This is a genomic window from Mycobacterium pseudokansasii (assembly GCF_900566075.1).
Classification (GTDB): Bacteria; Actinomycetota; Actinomycetes; order Mycobacteriales; family Mycobacteriaceae; genus Mycobacterium; species Mycobacterium pseudokansasii.
The window spans coordinates 3,449,169-3,468,295 of the sequence record NZ_UPHU01000001.1; the positions used below are offsets into that span (position 1 = coordinate 3,449,169).

A 19,127-nucleotide genomic window follows, 5' to 3' on the forward strand; every position below is an offset into this window, starting at 1 on the left:
CGGCATATCCGTGGCTCGCAGCAGTTCTGGGCCGACACCGCAACGACCGCGGTACTCAGGGATCCGGATCGAGTCGCCCTCGGTCGCCGGGTGATGCCGGCGCGACCGGTGCCCATGGCCATGCGAGCGTCGTTGTCGGCTTGACTCGGTAGTTGGGTACAGGGTTCATGCTTGAGCGGTGAGAACCAGCGAGGTCGCCACGCAGGCTCAGGTCAACGTTCAAACGCTGCGCTACTACGAGCGACGCGGTTTGCTCCCGGAACCCCGGCGGACCCGCTCGGGATACCGGGCGTACACGCCTGAGGCGGTACGGGTCGTGCGGTTCGTCAAGCGTGCACAGCAGCTTGGATTCACTCTCGATGACATCGAGGATCTCTTGCGTCTGGCCAAGGGTGGTCCCGACTCGTGCGACGAGGCGAGGGCGATGGCTCGCAGTCGGATCGGCGAGCTGCAGCAGCGCATCGAACAACTCGAGGGCATGCGTGATGCGCTGGTCCGCCTAGTGGATACCTGCGATCGGCCCCGTTCCAAGCGTGATTGCCCGATCTTGCAAGATATCGAAATAGCGGCCACCACAACGTCATCCGCTGCGAACTGAACCATGATGCGGATTGAACTGCTCACCTCGCCGGGATGCCCCAATGCCGCCGCAGCCAAGGCGACGATCACCGAATGCCTGACTTCGTTGGGCATCGACGTGCCGATAATCGACCGCGTCGGTAGCCATCCCTCGCCGACGGTGCTTGTCGACGGCGTCGACGTGATGCGTCCCGAGGCCGGACCACCTATCGGCAATTCGTGCAGACTCGACTTGCCCACGCCGTCCCGGGTTTTCGACGCACTGCGGGCCCACGCGCCCAGGACAACGGAATCTTGATGCCCGACCAGTTCGCGAATGCACCCGAGTCGCCGGCCACCGCCGCCCAGCAGCTCCCGCCGACAATCCGGGAACTACACCGAGCCGTACTGCGCTGCTTCCTCGATCACGGCCGATGTCACCGTGACGACTTACGCAGGACAGCCAATGCGCTGGGCGTCGAGCTCGACGACGCGTTGCACCGACTGGAATCCGACGACCTGGTGCACACCGCGGCTGACGGACACATCGAGGTCGCCTACCCCTTCTCGGGTAGGCCCACCACGCATACCGTCCACCTGACCGGGCACCCTCCGGTCGCAGCGATGTGCGCCATCGACGCGCTGGGCATCCCGCTGATGACCGGAAGCGACGGCGTCATCTACTCCGCCGATCCCGTCAGCCAAGCGCGGATACAGATTCGACGCCACGGTAGCGACTGGATATGGCAACCAGAGTCCGCCGTCGTGGTCATCAGCAGAACCGATTGCTGCGGAACCCTGGCCGACACTGCATGCGAGTCGATTACGTTCCACACCAACGCGCAGGACGCGCAAGCACACCGTGACAGCCATCCCGAGCTTCGTGGTGCCATCCTCGGCCAGGCCGACGCGATCGACGTCGCCGCCAGCGTATTCGGCTCCCTGCTCGCAGCTGACCAAACCACTTCGCCCGACTAGGGTGTGTCTCCCGATTCTGTGGCCGCTACGCGGGCATGGATGACTGCGCAGGCCAGTAGGACGCCGCCGAGGTAGGTGAGGGCGTATTTGTCATAGCGGGTTGCGACGCCGCGCCACTGCTTGAGCCGGTTGAAGCCTCGCTCGACGGTGTTGCGCAGCCCGTAGAGGGCGGCGTCGAATGCGGGCGGGCGACCGCCTGCTGATCCTTTGGCCTTACGTCGAGCGATCTGGTCTTTGCGTTCAGGAATTGTGTGTTTGACTCTCCTGGAACGCAATTCAGCACGCGTGCTCGGATGTGAATAGGCCTTATCGGCGAGCAATCGGAAGTTGCGGCCCGACACGTCCTTTCCCTTGCCGGCTGCGGCGTAGTCGTCGAGCAGCCGCACCAACTGAGGGTTGTCTCCGGCCTGTCCGGCAGTCAAGCGGACCGCCACCGGGGCTTGCCGCTGATCGGTCAGAGCGTGAATTTTCGTAGTGAGCCCGCCGCGCGAGCGGCCGATCGCATGATCGTCGGGCTCATCGGCAGATTTCTTGTAATTCGACAGAGCCCCCTTTTGCCAGCGTGTCAGACCGTGCGCCCGCGCAATGTTGATGTGCCCGAACGTTTGTCGAATCCACCGACAGTAGCTTCTCGACGTCGGCGACCACCGCGGCGCCGAGCCCGAATACCGCCCTAACCTGAGCGAACATCGCGTCGTAGGTGCCGTCCAAAGACCATCGATGATGGCGCTTCCACACCGTTTGCCACGGCCCGAAATCGGCCAGCAGGTCCCGCCAGGGGCTGCCAGTGCGAAATCGCCATGCGATCCCTTCCAGTATCAACCGGTGATCACCGAACCTGCCGCCCCGCTTGCCCTCATCCGATGGCATCAGCGATTCGACAGCCACCCAAAACTCATCAGAAATCACACCCATCCGCGTCATCAGCAAATCGTCGCCGGTCAACACCTATTAATTCGGGAGACACGCCCTAGCCGGCAGCGGCAAGTCCACCGGCCTGACCGGTTTCGGGGGCCAACGAGGCAACCCACCCTAGAGCCCGTCGTCATCGTCGGTGAGTACCTTCTCTGGGTGGTGGAAACTACTGGTTCGTGGCTGCCCGTAATCAAGATGCGGCGGCGGCAGCCACTCGGTGTCGCCGTTGGCACGTTTCCGCGTGATCCAACCCTTGTCGAGAAGTTTGTGGTCGGGTCCGCAGGCCAGGGTGAGTTGGTCGATGTCGGTGCGACCGGTGGTGGCCCACTCCCGCACATGATGGACCTCGCAGCGATACCCGGGCACGTCACAGCCCGGCGCCGTGCAGCCACGATCCTTCGCGTACAAGACAATTCGCTGTCCCGGTGACGCCAGGCGCTTACTGTGATACAGCGCCAGGGCTTTGCCGTCGTCGAAGATCGCCAGGTAATGATTCGCGTGACGGGCCAGACGGATCACATCTGACATCGGCAACAGGCTGCCACCGCCGGTCAGTCCCTTACCGGATGCCGATTCGAGGTCTTTGAGCGTGGTGGACACGATGATGCTGGCCGGTAAGCCGTTGTGCCGACCCAGATTCCCGCTGGCCAACAGCGCACGCAAGGCAGCGTTGAGACCGTCATGATTGCGCTGGGAGGTGCTGCGGGTGTCGCGCCGTGCCACCTCTTCGGCAGGCGGGCCATCGACCACCGGACTCTCGTCCTGCGGATTGCACATGCCCGGAGCGGCCAGTTTGGCCAGCACCGCCTCCAGCGTCGCGCGCGCCTCCGGAGCCAACCAGCCGCTAAGGCGCGACATTCCGTCAAGGCCTTGCCTGCCCAGTGTCAGCCCACGCCGCCGCGCCCTGTCCTCATCGGTGTAGTTGCCGTCCGGGTTGAGGCAGTCCATGAGCCGCTGAGCCAGCTTGGCCAGTTGCTCGGGTCCGAACTGGGTGGCCAGCCGGGCCAGATGAGCTTCGGCTTTCTCCCGTGTCGCGAAGTCCACCTCGGCGGGCAGGTGACGAAAGAAGTCGCGGATCACCCGGACGTGGCCCTCGCCGATATGGCCATCGCGCTGAGCGGCAGCGGTGGCGCTGAGCTGCGGCGCCAACGGCTCGCCGGTCAATGCACGGCGCGCACCGAGCTCGGCAGCCTCCGCCACCCGCCGGCCCGCCTCGGCCCGCGTGATCCGCAACCGGCCGGCCAACGCCGCCGGCAGTTTGCCGCCCAGCTCCTCCTCGCTGGCCTGTTCACCGATCTGGTTGATCAGGGCATGCTGGGCTGCCGGTAACCGGCGCGCCGCCCGTTCGAGCCTCTCGAGCACGCGCAACCGCTCCGGAGTCGTCAACGCCTCAAACGACAACTCAGTCAAGTCATCGATCGCATCGTCGAGCCGGTCGAGCACCGCCACCACCGGCTCGCGATCCGAACCCATGTTCGAATGCTACTTCAGGGCGCCGACAAACTTCCGGCACTGGGACGCCTGAAACCACTGTGACGCAGGTGATTTCAGTCGCTCGGCAACCCCCCGGAAGCCAACTCGAGCACGTGAATCTCCCCCGTGGCGCCGTCGACCTCGATGAGCGCACCGGGCTGCAGGAATCGCGTCGCGCCCTGGACGTCGACCACACAAGGGAAGCCGAACTCACGGGCCACGACGGCCGCGTGGGACATCGGGCCGCCGAGTTCGGTGACCACTGCCGCGGCGTAACAGAAGGCGGCGGTATAGCCGACATCGGTGACCTCGGCCACCAGGATCTCGCCCGGCAGCAGGTCGTCGATGGTTTCCGGACGCACGATCCGCACCCGGCCGCGGACCCGGCCACCGCAAACGCCGACTCCACGCAACGTGTCCCCCGCTCCCAATGCGGCCGACGACCCGGTCGATGGTTCCCAGCTCCCGCTGAACACGGTGGGCGGCACGACGGCGGTCAGCCTGCGTTGTTCGGCCCGCCGCCGGGCCACCAGCGCGGTGACATCATCGGGCAACGCGTCGAGCTCGTCGACCAGCAGATAGAACACGTCGTCGGGGGATTCCACGACACCGGCCGCGACCAGCCGGCGCCCATACTCACGCAGCAGAGCGCGCAGCACCCAAATCGCGCGGACCATCCTGTCGCGGCGGACTTCCCGATCCCGTAGCTGACGCGCCGCGAGCAGCGCAATGGCCTTGGCTCGCAACGGGATTACCGGATGCCGGGGCTCCGGTGCGGGCGGGGCGCTCAATGCCTTGGCAACCATCCGGACCAGCAGTTCCGGATTGTCGGCGTAGCTGGCTGACAGCATTTCGACCTCGGCAGGACCGCGATGGCCGATCAGCGAAAGCTCTTGCCGCACAAGGGCGTGAAACTGCGGCGCCGCCACCGCCAGCTTTTCCAGGCGCTCCCCAGGCTCGTCGAGCACTCGCATCACGGCGGGATCCCGCCCGGCCGCCGCCACCAGCCGCTGCACGGCTTCCACCGGACGCGCGCTGACCAATTGCGGCCCGGCCGCCGGCGCGGTGTCTCGGCCGCACAGAGCACGCAACAACACGTTGAAGGCGGCACACAGCATGAATGACCCCGAGGCCAAGACCCAGCCGTGAACCACGTGGTCCCGTGCCAGCAAGATCAAGCTCAGCAGCCGGCGGTCGTCCAGCTGCGAAATGTCGCGGGTCAGATGTTCCAGACGGTCGACGTCATCGAGATAGTCGCTGGTGTCACGCGGCGAGCCGGCGCTCAATCCGACCAGGTTGACGCCGAAAACCCCGATGTTGCGGATGGTGCGCAACAGCCTGCGGCCGCGGCGTGATTCCGACGGCGGGCGCTCCTCCCCGAAGATGGGAAGCGCCGCCATGCTGGGACCGAAGAATCCGCTGTTGCTGACGATCATCGCAGGTTTGGCGAACGGCACGGTCTCGGCCATGAAATATGCCGAGGTGATGGCCCCGTACAGTCTGTGGGCGAACACCGCCACCGTGCGCATCGCGATTTCGCGTTGGATCACCCCACCGGGCCGAAGCCGTTCGGCAATGCCCACCCCGCCGGCACGCAGTCCGCGTACGGTGACCGACGCCGACGACGGCGAGAACGGACCGGGCAGCGCCTCGGATAAGTTGGTGGCCAGGAACGTCGGAAACCGCGGATCGATCGGGGTGTCGAACTCGCCGTTAACGCCTTCGGGCCCAGCCAGTCTGGGAACAACTCCATCCTCGGCCGGGGTGTCGAGGGCCGGAAGGTCCTGGATCGTGGCCAGCCGCCAAGGCAGGGCGAACACCCGGCTGCCCACGGAGACCCGGCCCCGCACCGCCAGGACGAAATCTTGGACGGCCTCCTCGGCCGTCCACGCCGCTCGGAATCCCCACTCGTCGTGCAGCCGCGATGTGTCCATCGTCGGAACGCCTTGCAGCAGTTCGAGTTCGGCGAAGGATGGGACACGCTGCAGCACTGCGGAGGTAATCGGCAGAACTGGGCGGCCCAGTGCGGCGGCGATCTGGCGAAAAGTCGGCTGACCCGCATTGGCCAGGTTCACCGCACCACTGTCGGTACCCAGGATGGCCCGGATCAGCAGGCGCAGCACGTCGTCGACGTGGACAACCTGCACGACGGAATCGGCCGACAAGTCGGGGAACGCCGGCAGGGCCCACACCCGCCGCACCCAATTGTCGACGCTGCGGCCGACTATCAGTGCCGAACGCACGGCGACCCATTGGGCTCCGGACTCCGCCAGCATCTGCTCAACCCAGGCTTTGTGCCGGCCCTCCATGGAACTCGGTGCGACTTCGGCGTTCTCGGCGACTGGTGGTTCCCCAGCCCGGTAGACGTGGGCGGAGCTGGCGAAGACGATGCGCGCGGTTCCCGACATGCTCATCGCTTCCAAGATGTTGCGCGTGCCGTCGATATTGACCTGGTGGCTGAGGGGGCTGTCGGGCCCGGGGCTCCTGGCCCATGCGCAGTGCGCTACGACGTCGGCGCCGGTGATCGCGCGCCTGACCGCGGCCGCATCCCGGATGTCTGCTGTAACGAAATCGGCTGCGCTGGGCCAGCTCGCGGGTCGATGGCGGGCGATACCGACAACCTGGTGGCCTTGGCTGAGCAATCTGGCGGTAAGGCCCCGCCCGAGTACTCCGCCGGCCCCGGTGATCGCGACTTTCATCGAGCTGTTCGCCCCCACTGCATCGTCGCCGGTTCGCGCATGGCTATTCGTCGTCGTCCATGAATGCGACGTTGACCAGGTCGTCGAGGTCCATGTCGGCAATGTCTTTTTCGGTGGTCGCTGCCGACGTTGCCGCCTGACCGTTCACCTCGGTTTCCTGGGCCAAGGCCAGCAGCAGGTCCAGCACTCCCGCCTGTCGAAGGCGCTTGATCGGGATGGACGCCACCACGCGCTGCAGTTCGGCTTCACCGGGGGCGGTGACCGGGGCCTGCTGCGGCGCCGAGCCCAGAAGTTCGCGGTGCATGTAGCCGGCCAGCGCAGCGGAGTTGGGGTAATCGAAAATGAGCGTGGGCGAAAGCGCCAGACCGGTCGCGGATTTGAGCCTGTTGCGCATTTCGACCGCGGTCAGCGAATCGAAGCCCAACTCCTGGAACGCCCGGTCCGGGTCAATGGCTTCCGGGCTGGAATTACCCAGCACGGTCGCGATGTTAGACCGCACCAGGTCCAGCAGGACCGCGTGCTGCTCGTCTTCGGGCAAGCCATCCAGGCGTTGCAGCAGCGCGGATTTCGACTTGGCCGCGGCCAGTGAGTCGTCGACCTGGCGCCGCGTCGGCGCGTTGATCAGGTCGACGAACATCGGTGGCAGCGTGCCGCTATCGAACTTGACCCGCAACGCGGCAAAGTCGATGTGGGCGGGCAACATGAACGGTTCGTCGACGATCATGGCGGTGTCGAGCAATCCCAGTGCCTCCTCCGAGGACATCGCCACGATGCCGTCGCGGGCGAACCGCTTGAAGTCGACGCTCGCCAATCCGCCGGTCATGACACTGGCCTGATTCCACAGACCCCAACCCAGCGAGATTGCCGGCAGTCCGTGCGCCCGCCGGTGGACGGCCAGCCCGTCCAGGAACGAGTTGGCGGCCGCGTAGTTGGCCTGACCCGACGACCCCACCAGCCCGGCCATCGACGAAAACATCACGAAGGCCGACACATCCAGATCGCAGGTCAGCTCGTGCAGATTCCACGCCGCGTCGACCTTGGCCCGTAGCACCGGTTCCATCCGCTCCGGTGTCAGCGAGGTCACCACGGCGTCATCGAGCGCGCCGGCGGTGTGGATCACGGCCGACAGCGGGTGCTGGACCGGGATATCGGCAATCACCTTTGCCAACGCGGCCCGATCGGCGGCATCACAAGCGACCACATGCACCTGTGCGCCGGCCGCACCCAATTCGGCCACCAATTCCTCGGCCCCGGGTGCGTCCGGGCCGCGCCGGCTGACCAGGACCAGTTGACGGACCCCGTGACGAGTCACGACGTGGCGTGCCAACGCCGAGCCGGCCATGCCGGTCCCGCCGGTGATCAGCACCGTGCCGGCCGCCCACGCGTCCGGCATGGTCATCACCACCTTGCCGACGTGGCGTGCCTGGCTCAGGTACCGCAACGCCGCCGGCGCGCGACGCACGTCGAACGTCGTGACCGGCAACGGCCGCAGCACCTCGTCGTCGAACAGCGCGGCCAGCTCGGCAAGAATCTGCGCAATGCGGTCCGGTCCGGCCTCGAAGAGGTCGAAAGCTCGGTAGCGCACTCCCGGGTAACGCTGCGCGATCACTTCGGGTTCGCGGATGTCGGTCTTGCCCATCTCCAAAAACGCTCCGCCCGGGGCCACCAGACGCAGCGACGCATCCACGAAATCACCGGCCAGCGAGTCCAAGACCACGTCCACGCCGCGCCCACCGGTAGCGGAGCGGAACTTGTCCTCGAAGTCCAGGCTGCGCGAGTCGGAGATGTGGTCGTCGTCAAAGCCCATGGCCCGCAACGTGTCCCACTTGCCCTTGCTGGCGGTGGCGAATACCTCGAGACCCCAATGCCGGGCCAGCTGTACCGCCGCCATACCGACACCGCCGGTGGCGGCGTGCACCAGGATGCGTTGCCCCGGCTGCACGGACGCCAAATCGCGCAGCGCGTAATAGGCGGTGGCGAACACCACCGACGTGGTGGCCGCCGCGGTGTGCGACCAGCCCGCCGGGACCTTGACCAACAGCCTGCGGTCGGTGGTGGCGATCGTCCCGGTGCCTTCGGGGAACAAGCCCATGACTCGGTCGCCGACGGTGAAACCCCCATCGTCTGAGCCGGTTTCGAGGACAACACCGGACGCCTCGACACCCATCACCGCCTCGGGGTCGGGGTAGAGCCCCAGTGCGATCATGACGTCCCGGAAATTAGCTGCGATGGCCGACAACCGCACCCGGACGTGTCCGGACTGCAGCGGAGCGTCGGCGTCGGGAATCGGCTCCAACCGCAGGTTTTCGAACGTGCCGGCCGCGCTCATGCCCAACCGCCACGGCCCGTCGCCCGGGGGAACCAACAGAGCACCGACCGTGCGGCTGCCGTGGACGCGGGCAATGTACACCTGCCCACCACGCCACAACACCTGCGGCTCGCCGGCGGCCAATACCGCCGCAAGGGCCGATTCATCCAGGGCCGCATCGGTATCGACCAGCACGATACGTCCGGGATGCTCCGTCTGCGCCGAGCGCACCAGGCCCCAGATCGCCGCGCCAGCCAGGTCGGTGACGTCTTCGCCGGGCAGCGCGACAGCACCGCGCGTCGTCACCACCAATACCCCTGCGCCGTCGCGGGCGAGCCAGGACTGCAGCACGTCGAGCACCGAATTCGTGGCGGTGTAGACACCCGCCACCGCGTCACCGGCCACCGGCACGGATTCGAAGACCACCGTGGACGAGTCGCTGTCCGCCGTTGTTCCCCAGGCCACTACGGGCACCGGTTGCAGGGCGGCCGACGGCTGGGCCGACCAGTCCACCTGGAACAGCCGGTCGGGACCCGACCCGGATACCGCGGCTCGTAGCTGCTGATCGGTGACGGGCCGCGCCAGCATCGACGCGACCGACAGCACCGGCAATCCGAGCCCGTCGGCCAGCTCGATCGACACCCTGGACGGCCCCACCGGCGCGATGCGCGCCCGAACCGCCGACGCGCCGCCAGCATGCAGCGACACGCCTTGCCAGGAGAACGGAACGAGCACCGAGCCCTCGGCAACGCCGAAATCGTCGGCGCCGTCGGAGGCCAGAATTACTGCGTGCAACGCCGCATCCAGCATCACCGGATGAACTCCGAAGCCCGCGACCGACACCCCGGCGTCGGCGGGTAAGGCGACCTCGGCGAACACTTCATCGCCGCGTCGCCACATCGCGGTCAGCCCGCGGAACGCCGGGCCGTAGCCGTAGCCGCGCTCGGCCAACCGCTCGTACCCGTCGGCGACCTCCACCGGTACCGCGCCCACGGGTGGCCACGTCGCCAAATCGGTTGTCGGAGCAAAGGACCCGTTCGTCAGCATGCCCTCGGCATGCAACACCCAGCCGGCGCCGGCCTCCGCACGGGAGTACACCGACACCGCACGAGCGCCGGACTCGTCCGCACCGCCCACAATCACCTCAACCGCAACCGATGTCCCGGCAGGCAACACCAATGGCGCGGCGAGGGTCAACTCCTCGACCACTCCGCAGCCCACTTCGTCGCCGGCACGAATCGCCAACTCGACGAAGCCCGCTCCCGGGAAGATCACCACGCCGCCGACGGCATGATCGGCCAACCAGCCCTGCGCGCGCAGCGATAACCGCCCGGTCAGCACGACGCCGCCGGAGGTCGGCAACTCCACCACCGCGCCGAGCAGCGCATGCTCGCTGGCCTCTAGGCCCAGATCGGTGGCGTCGGCCGCAACGCCGTCACCGGACAGCCAGAACCGCCGCCGCTGGAACGCGTACGTCGGCAACTCGACGAAGTTCGCCTGCCCCACCACGGTGCGCCAATCCACGCTGACACCGGCGACGAACGCTTGAGCCACGGCGTTGACCAAAGTCGCCGGCTCGGGCCGATCCTTGCGCAGCGCGGAGATCGTGAGGATCCCGGTACCGGGCAGCGATTCTTCGATCGACGCGGTGAGGCCGCTGCCCGGCCCGACTTCGAAGAAGCGGGTGGCACCGGCCGATTGGGCGAATCGGACGCTGTCGGCGAACCGGACCGCTTCCCGAATGTGACGCTTCCAGTAGGCCGGAGAGCCGAAGTCGTCGGCGGCCGGCGCACCGGTGACATTGGAGATCACCGGAATCGCAGGTTGTCCGATGGCCAGGCCGCTTGCCACGGCGCCGAATTCGTCGATCATCGGGTCCATCAGCGGCGAGTGGAAGGCGTGCGAAACGGCCAGGCGATGTACCCGTCGGCCGTCAGCGCGCAACCGGTCGGCGACCGCGAGTACCGCATCTTCGGCGCCGGAAATCACCACGGAGGCAGGGCCGTTGACGGCGGCGACGCTGACGTCAGCGCCCAGCAGCGGCGCAACTTCTGCTTCGGTGGCCTGCACCGCGACCATCGCTCCGCCGGGCGGCAGGGCCTGCATGAACCGGCCGCGGGCGGCGACCAGAACCGCGGCGTTTTCCAGCGACAGGACACCGGCGACGTGTGCCGCCGAGATTTCACCGACCGAGTGGCCCATCACGAAGTCCGGGCGCATTTCCCAGGATTCCAGCAGCCGGTACAGCGCGACTTCCACCGCGAACAGCGCCGGCTGCGCGAACTCCGTTGTGTTCAAGAGGTTCTCGTCGTGGCCCCAGATGACTTCGCGCAGCGGGCGCAGCAGGTGACGGTCCAGTTCGGCGACGACGGTGTTGAACGCCTCGGCGAACACCGGATATCCGGCATGCAATCCCATTCCCATGCCCAGTAATTGGGAGCCTTGGCCGGGGAAGACGAACACCGTCTTGCCCGCCGGCACCGCGGTGCCCCGAACCACCGACACCGCCTCCCCGCCGGCCAGCTCGTCCAGCCCGGCCAGCAACCGGTCCCGATCCCCGCCGACCACCACCGCGCGATGCTCAAACGTCGAGCGCCCCGCCAACGTCCACCCCACATCGGCCACATCCAGCCCGTCATGGGCCCGCAGATACCCGGCCAACCGCGCCGCCTGCGCACCCAACGCCGCATCCGACTTCGCCGACACCACCCACGGCACCACCACCGGCCGCGGCCCGACCTCCCGGGACTGCTGAGCCGGCACCGCCTCGATAATCACATGCGCATTGGTGCCACTGATCCCGAACGACGACACCCCCGCCCGCCTGACATGCCCATCAGCCGACCACGACCGCGCCTCGGTCAACAACGACACCGCCCCCGCCGACCAATCCACATGCGGAGACGGCTCATCGACATGCAACGTCGCCGGCAACACCTCATGGCGCATCGCCAACACCATCTTGATCACCCCGGCAACCCCCGCCGCGGCCTGCGTGTGACCCATATTCGACTTGATCGACCCCAACCACAGCGGCTCACCACGCCCCTGCCCATAGGTCGCCAACAACGCCTGCGCCTCAATCGGATCCCCCAACGTGGTCCCGGTCCCATGACCCTCGACCACATCCACATCCGCCGCAGACAACCCCGCATTAGCCAACGCCGCCCGCACCACCCGCTGCTGCGACGGACCATTGGGCGCGGTCAACCCATTCGACGCCCCATCCTGATTCACCGCACAACCACGCACCACCGCCAGCACCGGATGCCCCAACCGCCGCGCATCCGAGAGCCGCTCCACCACCAACATTCCCCCGCCCTCGGAGAAGCCGGTGCCGTCGGCCGCGCCGGCGAATGCTTTGCAGCGCCCGTCCGGTGACAATCCGCGCCAGCGACTGAATTCCACGAAGATGTCGGGCGTGGCGTTGATGGTCACCCCGCCGGCCAGCGCCAGGTCACACTCACCCGAACGCAGCGACTGCACCGCCATATGCAACGCCACCAACGACGACGAACACGCCGTATCCACCGACACCGCCGGGCCCTCCAACCCCAGCACATAGGCCACCCGGCCGGAGGCCACACTCGACAGCTGGCCGGTCAGCCGGAAGCCTTCCACCGGTTCGGCCGCGAACATGCCATAGCCCTGGGTCATGACTCCGGCGAAGACGCCGGTGGCGCTACCGCGCAGGCTGCCGGGCTCGATTCCGGCTCGCTCCAAGGCTTCCCAGGACAACTCCAGGAACATGCGTTGCTGCGGGTCCATCGCCAGGGCCTCACTGGGGCCGACGCCGAAAAACGCCGGATCGAAGTCGCCGACCCGCTCCACGAAACCGCCGGTGCGGGTGTAGCAGGCGCCGGGCGTGTCAGGATCCGGGTTGAACAGCCCTGCGACGTCCCAGCCCCGGTCGTCGGGGAATTCGGACAGCACGTCACGGCCCTGAACCAGCATGTCCCACAGGTCATCTGGTGACTCGATCCCACCGGGGTAACGACATGCCATGCCCACGATGGCAATCGGGTCGTCACCCGCTGCGCGCACCGCCGATACGTGCTTGATCTCCTGCGGAACACCGGCAAGTTCGCTGCGAATGTAGCCGGCCAGGCCGTTGGGGGTCGGGTAGTCGAAGATGAGCGTGGGTGAAAGGGTAAGGCCGGTAGCAGATTTGAGCCGGTTGCGCATTTCGACCGCGGTCAGTGAGTCGAAGCCCAATTCCTGGAACGCCTTGTCGGCATCGACGGCCTCGGGTGCGATGTTGCCCAGGACCGTGGCGATGTGGGACCGCACCAAATCCAGCACCACGGCGTGCTGTTCGGCTTCGGGCAGGCCGTGCAGGCGATGCGCCAGCGCCGATTTCGACTTGGCGGCAGCCAGCGCGTCGTCGACCTGGCGTCTGGTCGGCGCGTTGACCAGATCGCTCAACATCGGCGGCACCGCCACCGCGTGGGCCCGCAGCGCGCTCAGGTCGATACGGGCGAGCGCCAGTAACGGCTGGTCGACGATCAGCGCGGTGTCGAACAATTCCATCGCCTCATCCGAGGACAGCGCCAGCACACCTTCGCGACCCAGCCGGGCACGGTCAGCGGCGCCCAGTCCGCCGGTCATGTCGCTGGTCTGCTCCCACAGGCCCCACCCCAGCGACATCGCCGGCAAGCCGTGGGCCCGCCGGTGCGCGGCCAACCCGTCCAGGAAGGTGTTGGCCGCCGCATAGTTGGCCTGACCCGACGACCCCACCAGCCCGGCCATCGACGAAAACATCACGAACGCAGCCACATCCAGGTCGCGGGTCAGCTCGTGTAAATTCCACGCCGCATCGACCTTGGCCCGCAGTACGGCATCGAGGCGCGCCGGTGTCAACGACGTAATCACCGCGTCGTCAAGCACACCGGCCGCATGGATCACGGCGGACAACGGGTGCTGCGCCGGGATGTCGGCGATCACCTCGGCCAGCGCGGCACGATCGGCGGCATCACGTGCCACCACCTCCACCTGCGCGCCGGCGGCAGCCAACTCGGTGACCAACTCCGCGGCCCCGGGGGCATCGGCACCGCGCCGGCTGAGCAACACCAGATGACGGACCCCATGGCGAGTCACTATGTGACGCGCCAAGACCGAGCCCGCCATGCCGGTTCCGCCGGTGATCACGACGGTGCCGGCAGCCCACGCGTCCGGCATGGTCATGACGACCTTGCCGGTATGGCGCGCCTGACTGAGGTACCGCAAGGCCGCCGGCGCCCGCCGGATATCGAACGTCGTCACCGGCAACGGCCGCAGCACCCCGGCGTCGAACAATGCGGCCAGTTCGAGCAGGTACTGGTGCATGCGGGGACGGCCGGGCTCGAAGAGGTCGAAGGCGCGGTAGCGCACGCCCGGATATTCCTGCGCGATCACGCCGGGGTCGCGGATGTCGGTCTTGCCCATCTCGAGGAACACCCCGCCGGGCCCCAGCAGGCGCAGCGACGCGTCGACGAATTCACCGGCCAGCGAGTCCAATACGACATCCATGCCGCGGCCGCCGGTGACCGCGCGGAATTTGTCCTCGAATTCCAGGCTGCGCGAGTCGGAGATGTGGTCGTCGTCAAAGCCCATGGCGCGCAAGGTGTCCCACTTGCCCTTGCTGGCGGTGGCGTACACCTCCAGACCCAGATGCCGGGCCAGCTGTACGGCCGCCATGCCGACCCCGCCGGTGGCGGCGTGCACGAGCACCCGCTGACCCGGTTGGACGTCGGCCAGGTGGACGAAGGCGTAGTACGCGGTGGTGAAGACGGCCGAGATGGCGGCGGCTTCGGCGTATGACCAGTCGGCGGGCATCGGCAGCAATAGCCGCACGTCGCCGGCCACCAGCGTGCCGCTGCCGTCGGGGAAGAAACCGTACACCGAGTCGCCGACGGCGAATTCGGTCGCTCCCGGGCCGACCTCGACGACGACGCCGGCGCCCTCGCCGCCGATCAAGGCATCGTGGGTGAACATGCCCAGGGTGATCATGATGTCGCGGAAGTTGGCGGCGATGGCGCGCAGGGCCACCCGAACCTGGCCCGGGCCCAACGGCGCGCCGGCGTTGGGAACCGGCTCCAGCCGCAGGTTCTCGAACGTGCCCGCACTGCTCAGACCCAGCCGCCACGGCCCGCCGGACGGCGGCACCAGGATGCCGTCAACGTCGCGGCTGGCGTGCACCCGCGGGGTGTAGGCCTGTCCGTTGCGCAGCAGCACCTGCGGTTCGCCGACCGCCAATGCTGTTGTTACCGCCGAATCACCAAGCGGCACATCGGAATCCACCAGGACCAGCCGACCGGGGTTTTCGGTTTGCGCCGACCGCACCAATCCCCACACCGCGGCCCCCGCCAGGTCGGTGACGTCCTCACCCGGCAGCGCCACGGCACCCCGGGTGGCGACCACCAGCACTCCGGAGTCATGATCGGCCAGCCACGATTGCACGGCTGCCAGCGCCCGGCCGGCGCTTTCGTGGGTCGCGGCCACCGGATCGTCAACAGCGACAACACATTCGAAGACGTCGTAGCACGCGGGTGCATCGGCGCTCGCGGCGGTCGCCGGTGACCAGACGACCTCGAATAGTCGGTCGGCACCCGCGCCGGACAACACGGCCCGCAGTTGCTGCTCGCTGACCGGTCGGGCCACCATCGCGGCGACCGACAGCACCGGCAAGCCGAGGTCGTCGGCAAGCTCGACCGACACCGCCGACGGTCCGGCCGGCGCGATCCGTACCCGCACCGCCGCTGCCCCGGTGGCGTGCAACGAAACCCCTTGCCAGGAGAACGGCAGAACCAGCTCGGCCTCTGGATTCGCTATCACCGCGGTGTGCAACGCCGCGTCCAGTAGCGCGGGGTGCACCCCGAACCCGGCCACGCCGCCGGCCGCCTCCGGCAACCTCACCTCGGCGAACAGCTCGTCACCGCGGGCCCACATCGCGGTCAACCCGCGAAACGCCGGACCATACCCGTAGCCGTATTCCGCCAGCCGCTGATAGCCGTCGGACACATCCACGGCGGCGGCACCTGCGGGCGGCCACACCGACAGGTCGGCCGCGGGCTCGACGGTCCCAGTACGCAACGTCCCCTCGGCGTGGCACACCCACACCGAACCGGCGTCGACGTCGGCGCGCGAATAGACGGAGACGCTGCGCTCGGAAGACTCCGCTGCGGCGCCGACCACCACCTGCACAGCGACCGATCCTGAAGCCGGAAGCAGCAACGGCGTCCGCAGGGTGAGCTCGTCGACCACGGGGCAACCGACTTCGTCGCCGGCGCGGATCGCCAATTCGACGACACCGGTGCCGGGGAACACCACGGCGCCCGACACGGCATGATCGGCCAACCAGGCCTGGGAGCTGACGGACAACCGGCCCGTCAAAACCACACCACCAGATGCCGGCAGTTCCACCACGGCGCCCAGCAATGCGTGTTGACCCGCTGTCAATCCCAAACCGGATGCGTCGGCCCCCATGCCCTCGCCCGAGAGCCAAAACCGGCGCTTCTCAAAGGCATACGTCGGCAGCTCGACGAAACCGGCCCCGTCAAGTACGCCACGCCAATCCACATGCACACCCGCGACGAAGGCGGAGGCGGCCGACAACAGGAACCTGTCGAGCCCGCCGTCCTCGCGGCCGAGGGTGGGGACGACGACGGGTTCGGAGTCAGCCATGCAGTGGTTGGCGGTGTCCTCGATACCGGCGATCAGCGCAGGGTGCGGGCTGGACTCGATGAATGTCCGGTACCCGTGTTCGCATGCGCTGCGCACCGCCTGGTCGAACTGCACGGTCTGGCGGATATTGCGGTACCAGTAGTCGGCGTCCAAACCTGCTGTGTCCACCCGGCTTCCGGTCACCGACGAGAAGAAGACGGTCCGCGAGGAACGCGGCTCGAGACCCGCAAGGGCGTCGGTGAGCTGGTCCCGGATGGCTTCGACATCCGCCGAGTGCGAGGCATAGTCCACCTCGATCCGACGGGTGCGCAGCTCACGGTCCGCGCAAACCTCGATCAGCTCCTCCAGCGCAGCCACCTCACCCGACACCACGACAGCCGAGCGGCCGTTGACCGCTGCGATGCTGATTCGAGTTCCGAAGGGCGCCAACAACTCCTGCGCCTGTTCGACGCCGCACGCCAGTAACACCATGCCGCCCGGACCGGCGAGCCCGGTCAGCAACGTGCTGCGCAGTGTGACCACCTTGGCGGCGTCGCGCAGCGACAACGCGCCGGCAACATACGCGGCGGCGATTTCGCCCTGGGAATGACCGATCACGGCGTCCGGACGCACGCCGATCGACTTCCACAACTCAGCAAGTGACACCATCACCGCAAACAGCACCGGCTGCACCACGTCCACCCGGTCGAGGCCGGGGGCGCCCGGAGCACCGCGCAGCACGTCGGTCAGCGACCAGTCGACGAATTCGGCGAACGCCTCGTCGCACTCCGCAATCTGCTGTGCGAATACCGGTGCAGTGTCAAGCAATTCGATGCCCATGCCGACCCACTGGGAGCCTTGGCCGGGGAAGACGAACACCGTCTTGCCCGCCGGCACCGCGGTGCCCCGAACCACCGACACCGCCTCCCCGCCGGCCAGCTCGTCCAGCCCGGCCAGCAACCGGTCCCGATCCCCGCCGACCACCACCGCGCGATGCTCAAACGTCGAGCGCCCCGCCAACGTCCACCCCACATCGGCCACATCCAGCCCGTCATGGGCCCGCAGATACCCGGCCAACCGCGCCGCCTGCGCACCCAACGCCGCATCCGACTTCGCCGACACCACCCACGGCACCACCACCGGCCGCGGCCCGACCTCCCGGGACTGCTGAGCCGGCACCGCCTCGATAATCACATGCGCATTGGTGCCACTGATCCCGAACGACGACACCCCCGCCCGCCTGACATGCCCATCAGCCGACCACGACCGCGCCTCGGTCAACAACGACACCGCCCCCGCCGACCAATCCACATGCGGAGACGGCTCATCGACATGCAACGTCGCCGGCAACACCTCATGGCGCATCGCCAACACCATCTTGATCACCCCGGCAACCCCCGCCGCGGCCTGCGTGTGACCCATATTCGACTTGATCGACCCCAACCACAGCGGCTCACCACGCCCCTGCCCATAGGTCGCCAACAACGCCTGCGCCTCAATCGGATCCCCCAACGTGGTCCCGGTCCCATGACCCTCGACCACATCCACATCCGCCGCAGACAACCCCGCATTAGCCAACGCCGCCCGCACCACCCGCTGCTGCGACGGACCATTGGGCGCGGTCAACCCATTCGACGCCCCATCCTGATTCACCGCACAACCACGCACCACCGCCAGCACCGGATGCCCCAACCGCCGCGCATCCGAGAGCCGCTCCACCACCAAGATGGCGCCGCCCTCGGACCAGCCGACGCCGTCGGCCGCGCCCGCGTAGGCCTTGCAGCGCCCGTCCGGCGCCAGCCCCCGGTGCCGGCTGAATTCCACGAAGACCGTCGGGGTGGCGTTGACGGTGGCGCCGCCGGCCAGCGCCAGGTCACACTCACCCGAACGCAGCGACTGCACCGCCATATGCAACGCCACCAACGACGACGAACACGCCGTATCCACCGACACCGCCGGGCCCTCCAACCCCAGCACATACGACACCCGGCCGGAGGCGACGCTGGAGGTCATGCCGGTCAACCGGTAGCCCTCGATCTCCTCGGCGAACATGCCGTAGCCCTGGACGATGAGCCCGGCGAAGACGCCGGTGGCACTGCCGCGCAACCGGGTCGGATCGATCCCGGCTCGCTCCAGCGCCTCCCACGACAGCTCCAGCAGCATCCGGTGCTGCGGGTCCATCGCCAGCGCTTCGCTGGGGGCAATGCCGAAAAACGCCGGATCGAAATCGGCGACGCCGTCGACGAAGCCGCCGGTGCTCGCATACGACTTATGGGGTGTGTCGGGATCCGGGTCGAACAGGCCGGCCAGGTCCCAGCCGCGGTCCGTGGGGAACTCGGACATCACGTCGCGGCCGTCGGCGACCATCTGCCACAGGGCCTCCGGGGTGTCGACCCCGCCGGGGAAGCGGCACGACATCCCGACGATCGCGATCGGCTCGCTCGACCGCTCCAGCAACGCGCGGTTGGTCCGCTTCAGGCGTTCAACCTGGACCAACGCTTTCCGCAGTGCTTCGGTTGCATGCTGGAGTTGATCAACCATTACTAACCTCGCCT

Annotated in this window: 6 protein-coding genes and 1 pseudogene; 3 read left to right on the top strand and 4 right to left on the bottom strand. The window is 67.6% G+C overall.

Annotated elements, in window-relative coordinates; translation table 11 throughout:
* The first annotated feature begins 178 nt into the window (after window positions 1-178).
* From EET10_RS15745 to merB, 3 genes are read left to right on the top strand one after another with little or no spacing between them, the layout of a single operon-like run.
* Window positions 179-598 (top strand): MerR family transcriptional regulator, encoded by a 420-nt coding sequence (locus tag EET10_RS15745; protein ID WP_036405443.1) that lies wholly within the window; start codon window positions 179-181, stop codon window positions 596-598.
* Window positions 599-604: 6 nt separating this feature from the next.
* The gene (locus EET10_RS15750) at window positions 605-877 is read left to right on the top strand and encodes a hypothetical protein (protein WP_036405531.1); all 273 of its coding nucleotides are present in this window, start codon (window positions 605-607) and stop codon (window positions 875-877) included.
* Window positions 877-1,536, top strand: a complete 660-nt coding sequence (merB, locus tag EET10_RS15755) for an alkylmercury lyase family protein (RefSeq protein ID WP_063466456.1) — start codon at window positions 877-879, stop codon at window positions 1,534-1,536. The genes EET10_RS15750 and merB overlap by 1 nt, the downstream gene beginning before the upstream one ends.
* Here the strand turns inward: merB and EET10_RS15760 are convergent.
* From EET10_RS15760 to EET10_RS15775, 4 genes and pseudogenes are all read right to left on the bottom strand, one after another.
* Window positions 1,533-2,460: pseudogene (locus tag EET10_RS15760) on the bottom strand (IS5 family transposase). The gene merB and the pseudogene EET10_RS15760 sit on opposite strands and share 4 nt — an antisense overlap.
* Window positions 2,461-2,568: 108 nt before the next feature.
* The gene (locus tag EET10_RS15765) at window positions 2,569-3,924 is read right to left on the bottom strand and encodes an HNH endonuclease signature motif containing protein (protein ID WP_063466455.1); all 1,356 of its coding nucleotides are present in this window, start codon (window positions 3,922-3,924) and stop codon (window positions 2,569-2,571) included.
* 74 nt (window positions 3,925-3,998) lie between these two features.
* Entirely contained in the window at window positions 3,999-6,623 is a 2,625-nt protein-coding gene (locus EET10_RS15770; RefSeq protein ID WP_122502289.1) for a sugar epimerase family protein, read from the bottom strand.
* A gap of 43 nt (window positions 6,624-6,666) precedes the next feature.
* Window positions 6,667-19,113: a type I polyketide synthase gene (locus tag EET10_RS15775; protein ID WP_122502290.1), complete on the bottom strand. Its 12,447-nt coding sequence runs from the start codon at window positions 19,111-19,113 to the stop codon at window positions 6,667-6,669.
* Window positions 19,114-19,127: the final 14 nt, after the last annotated feature.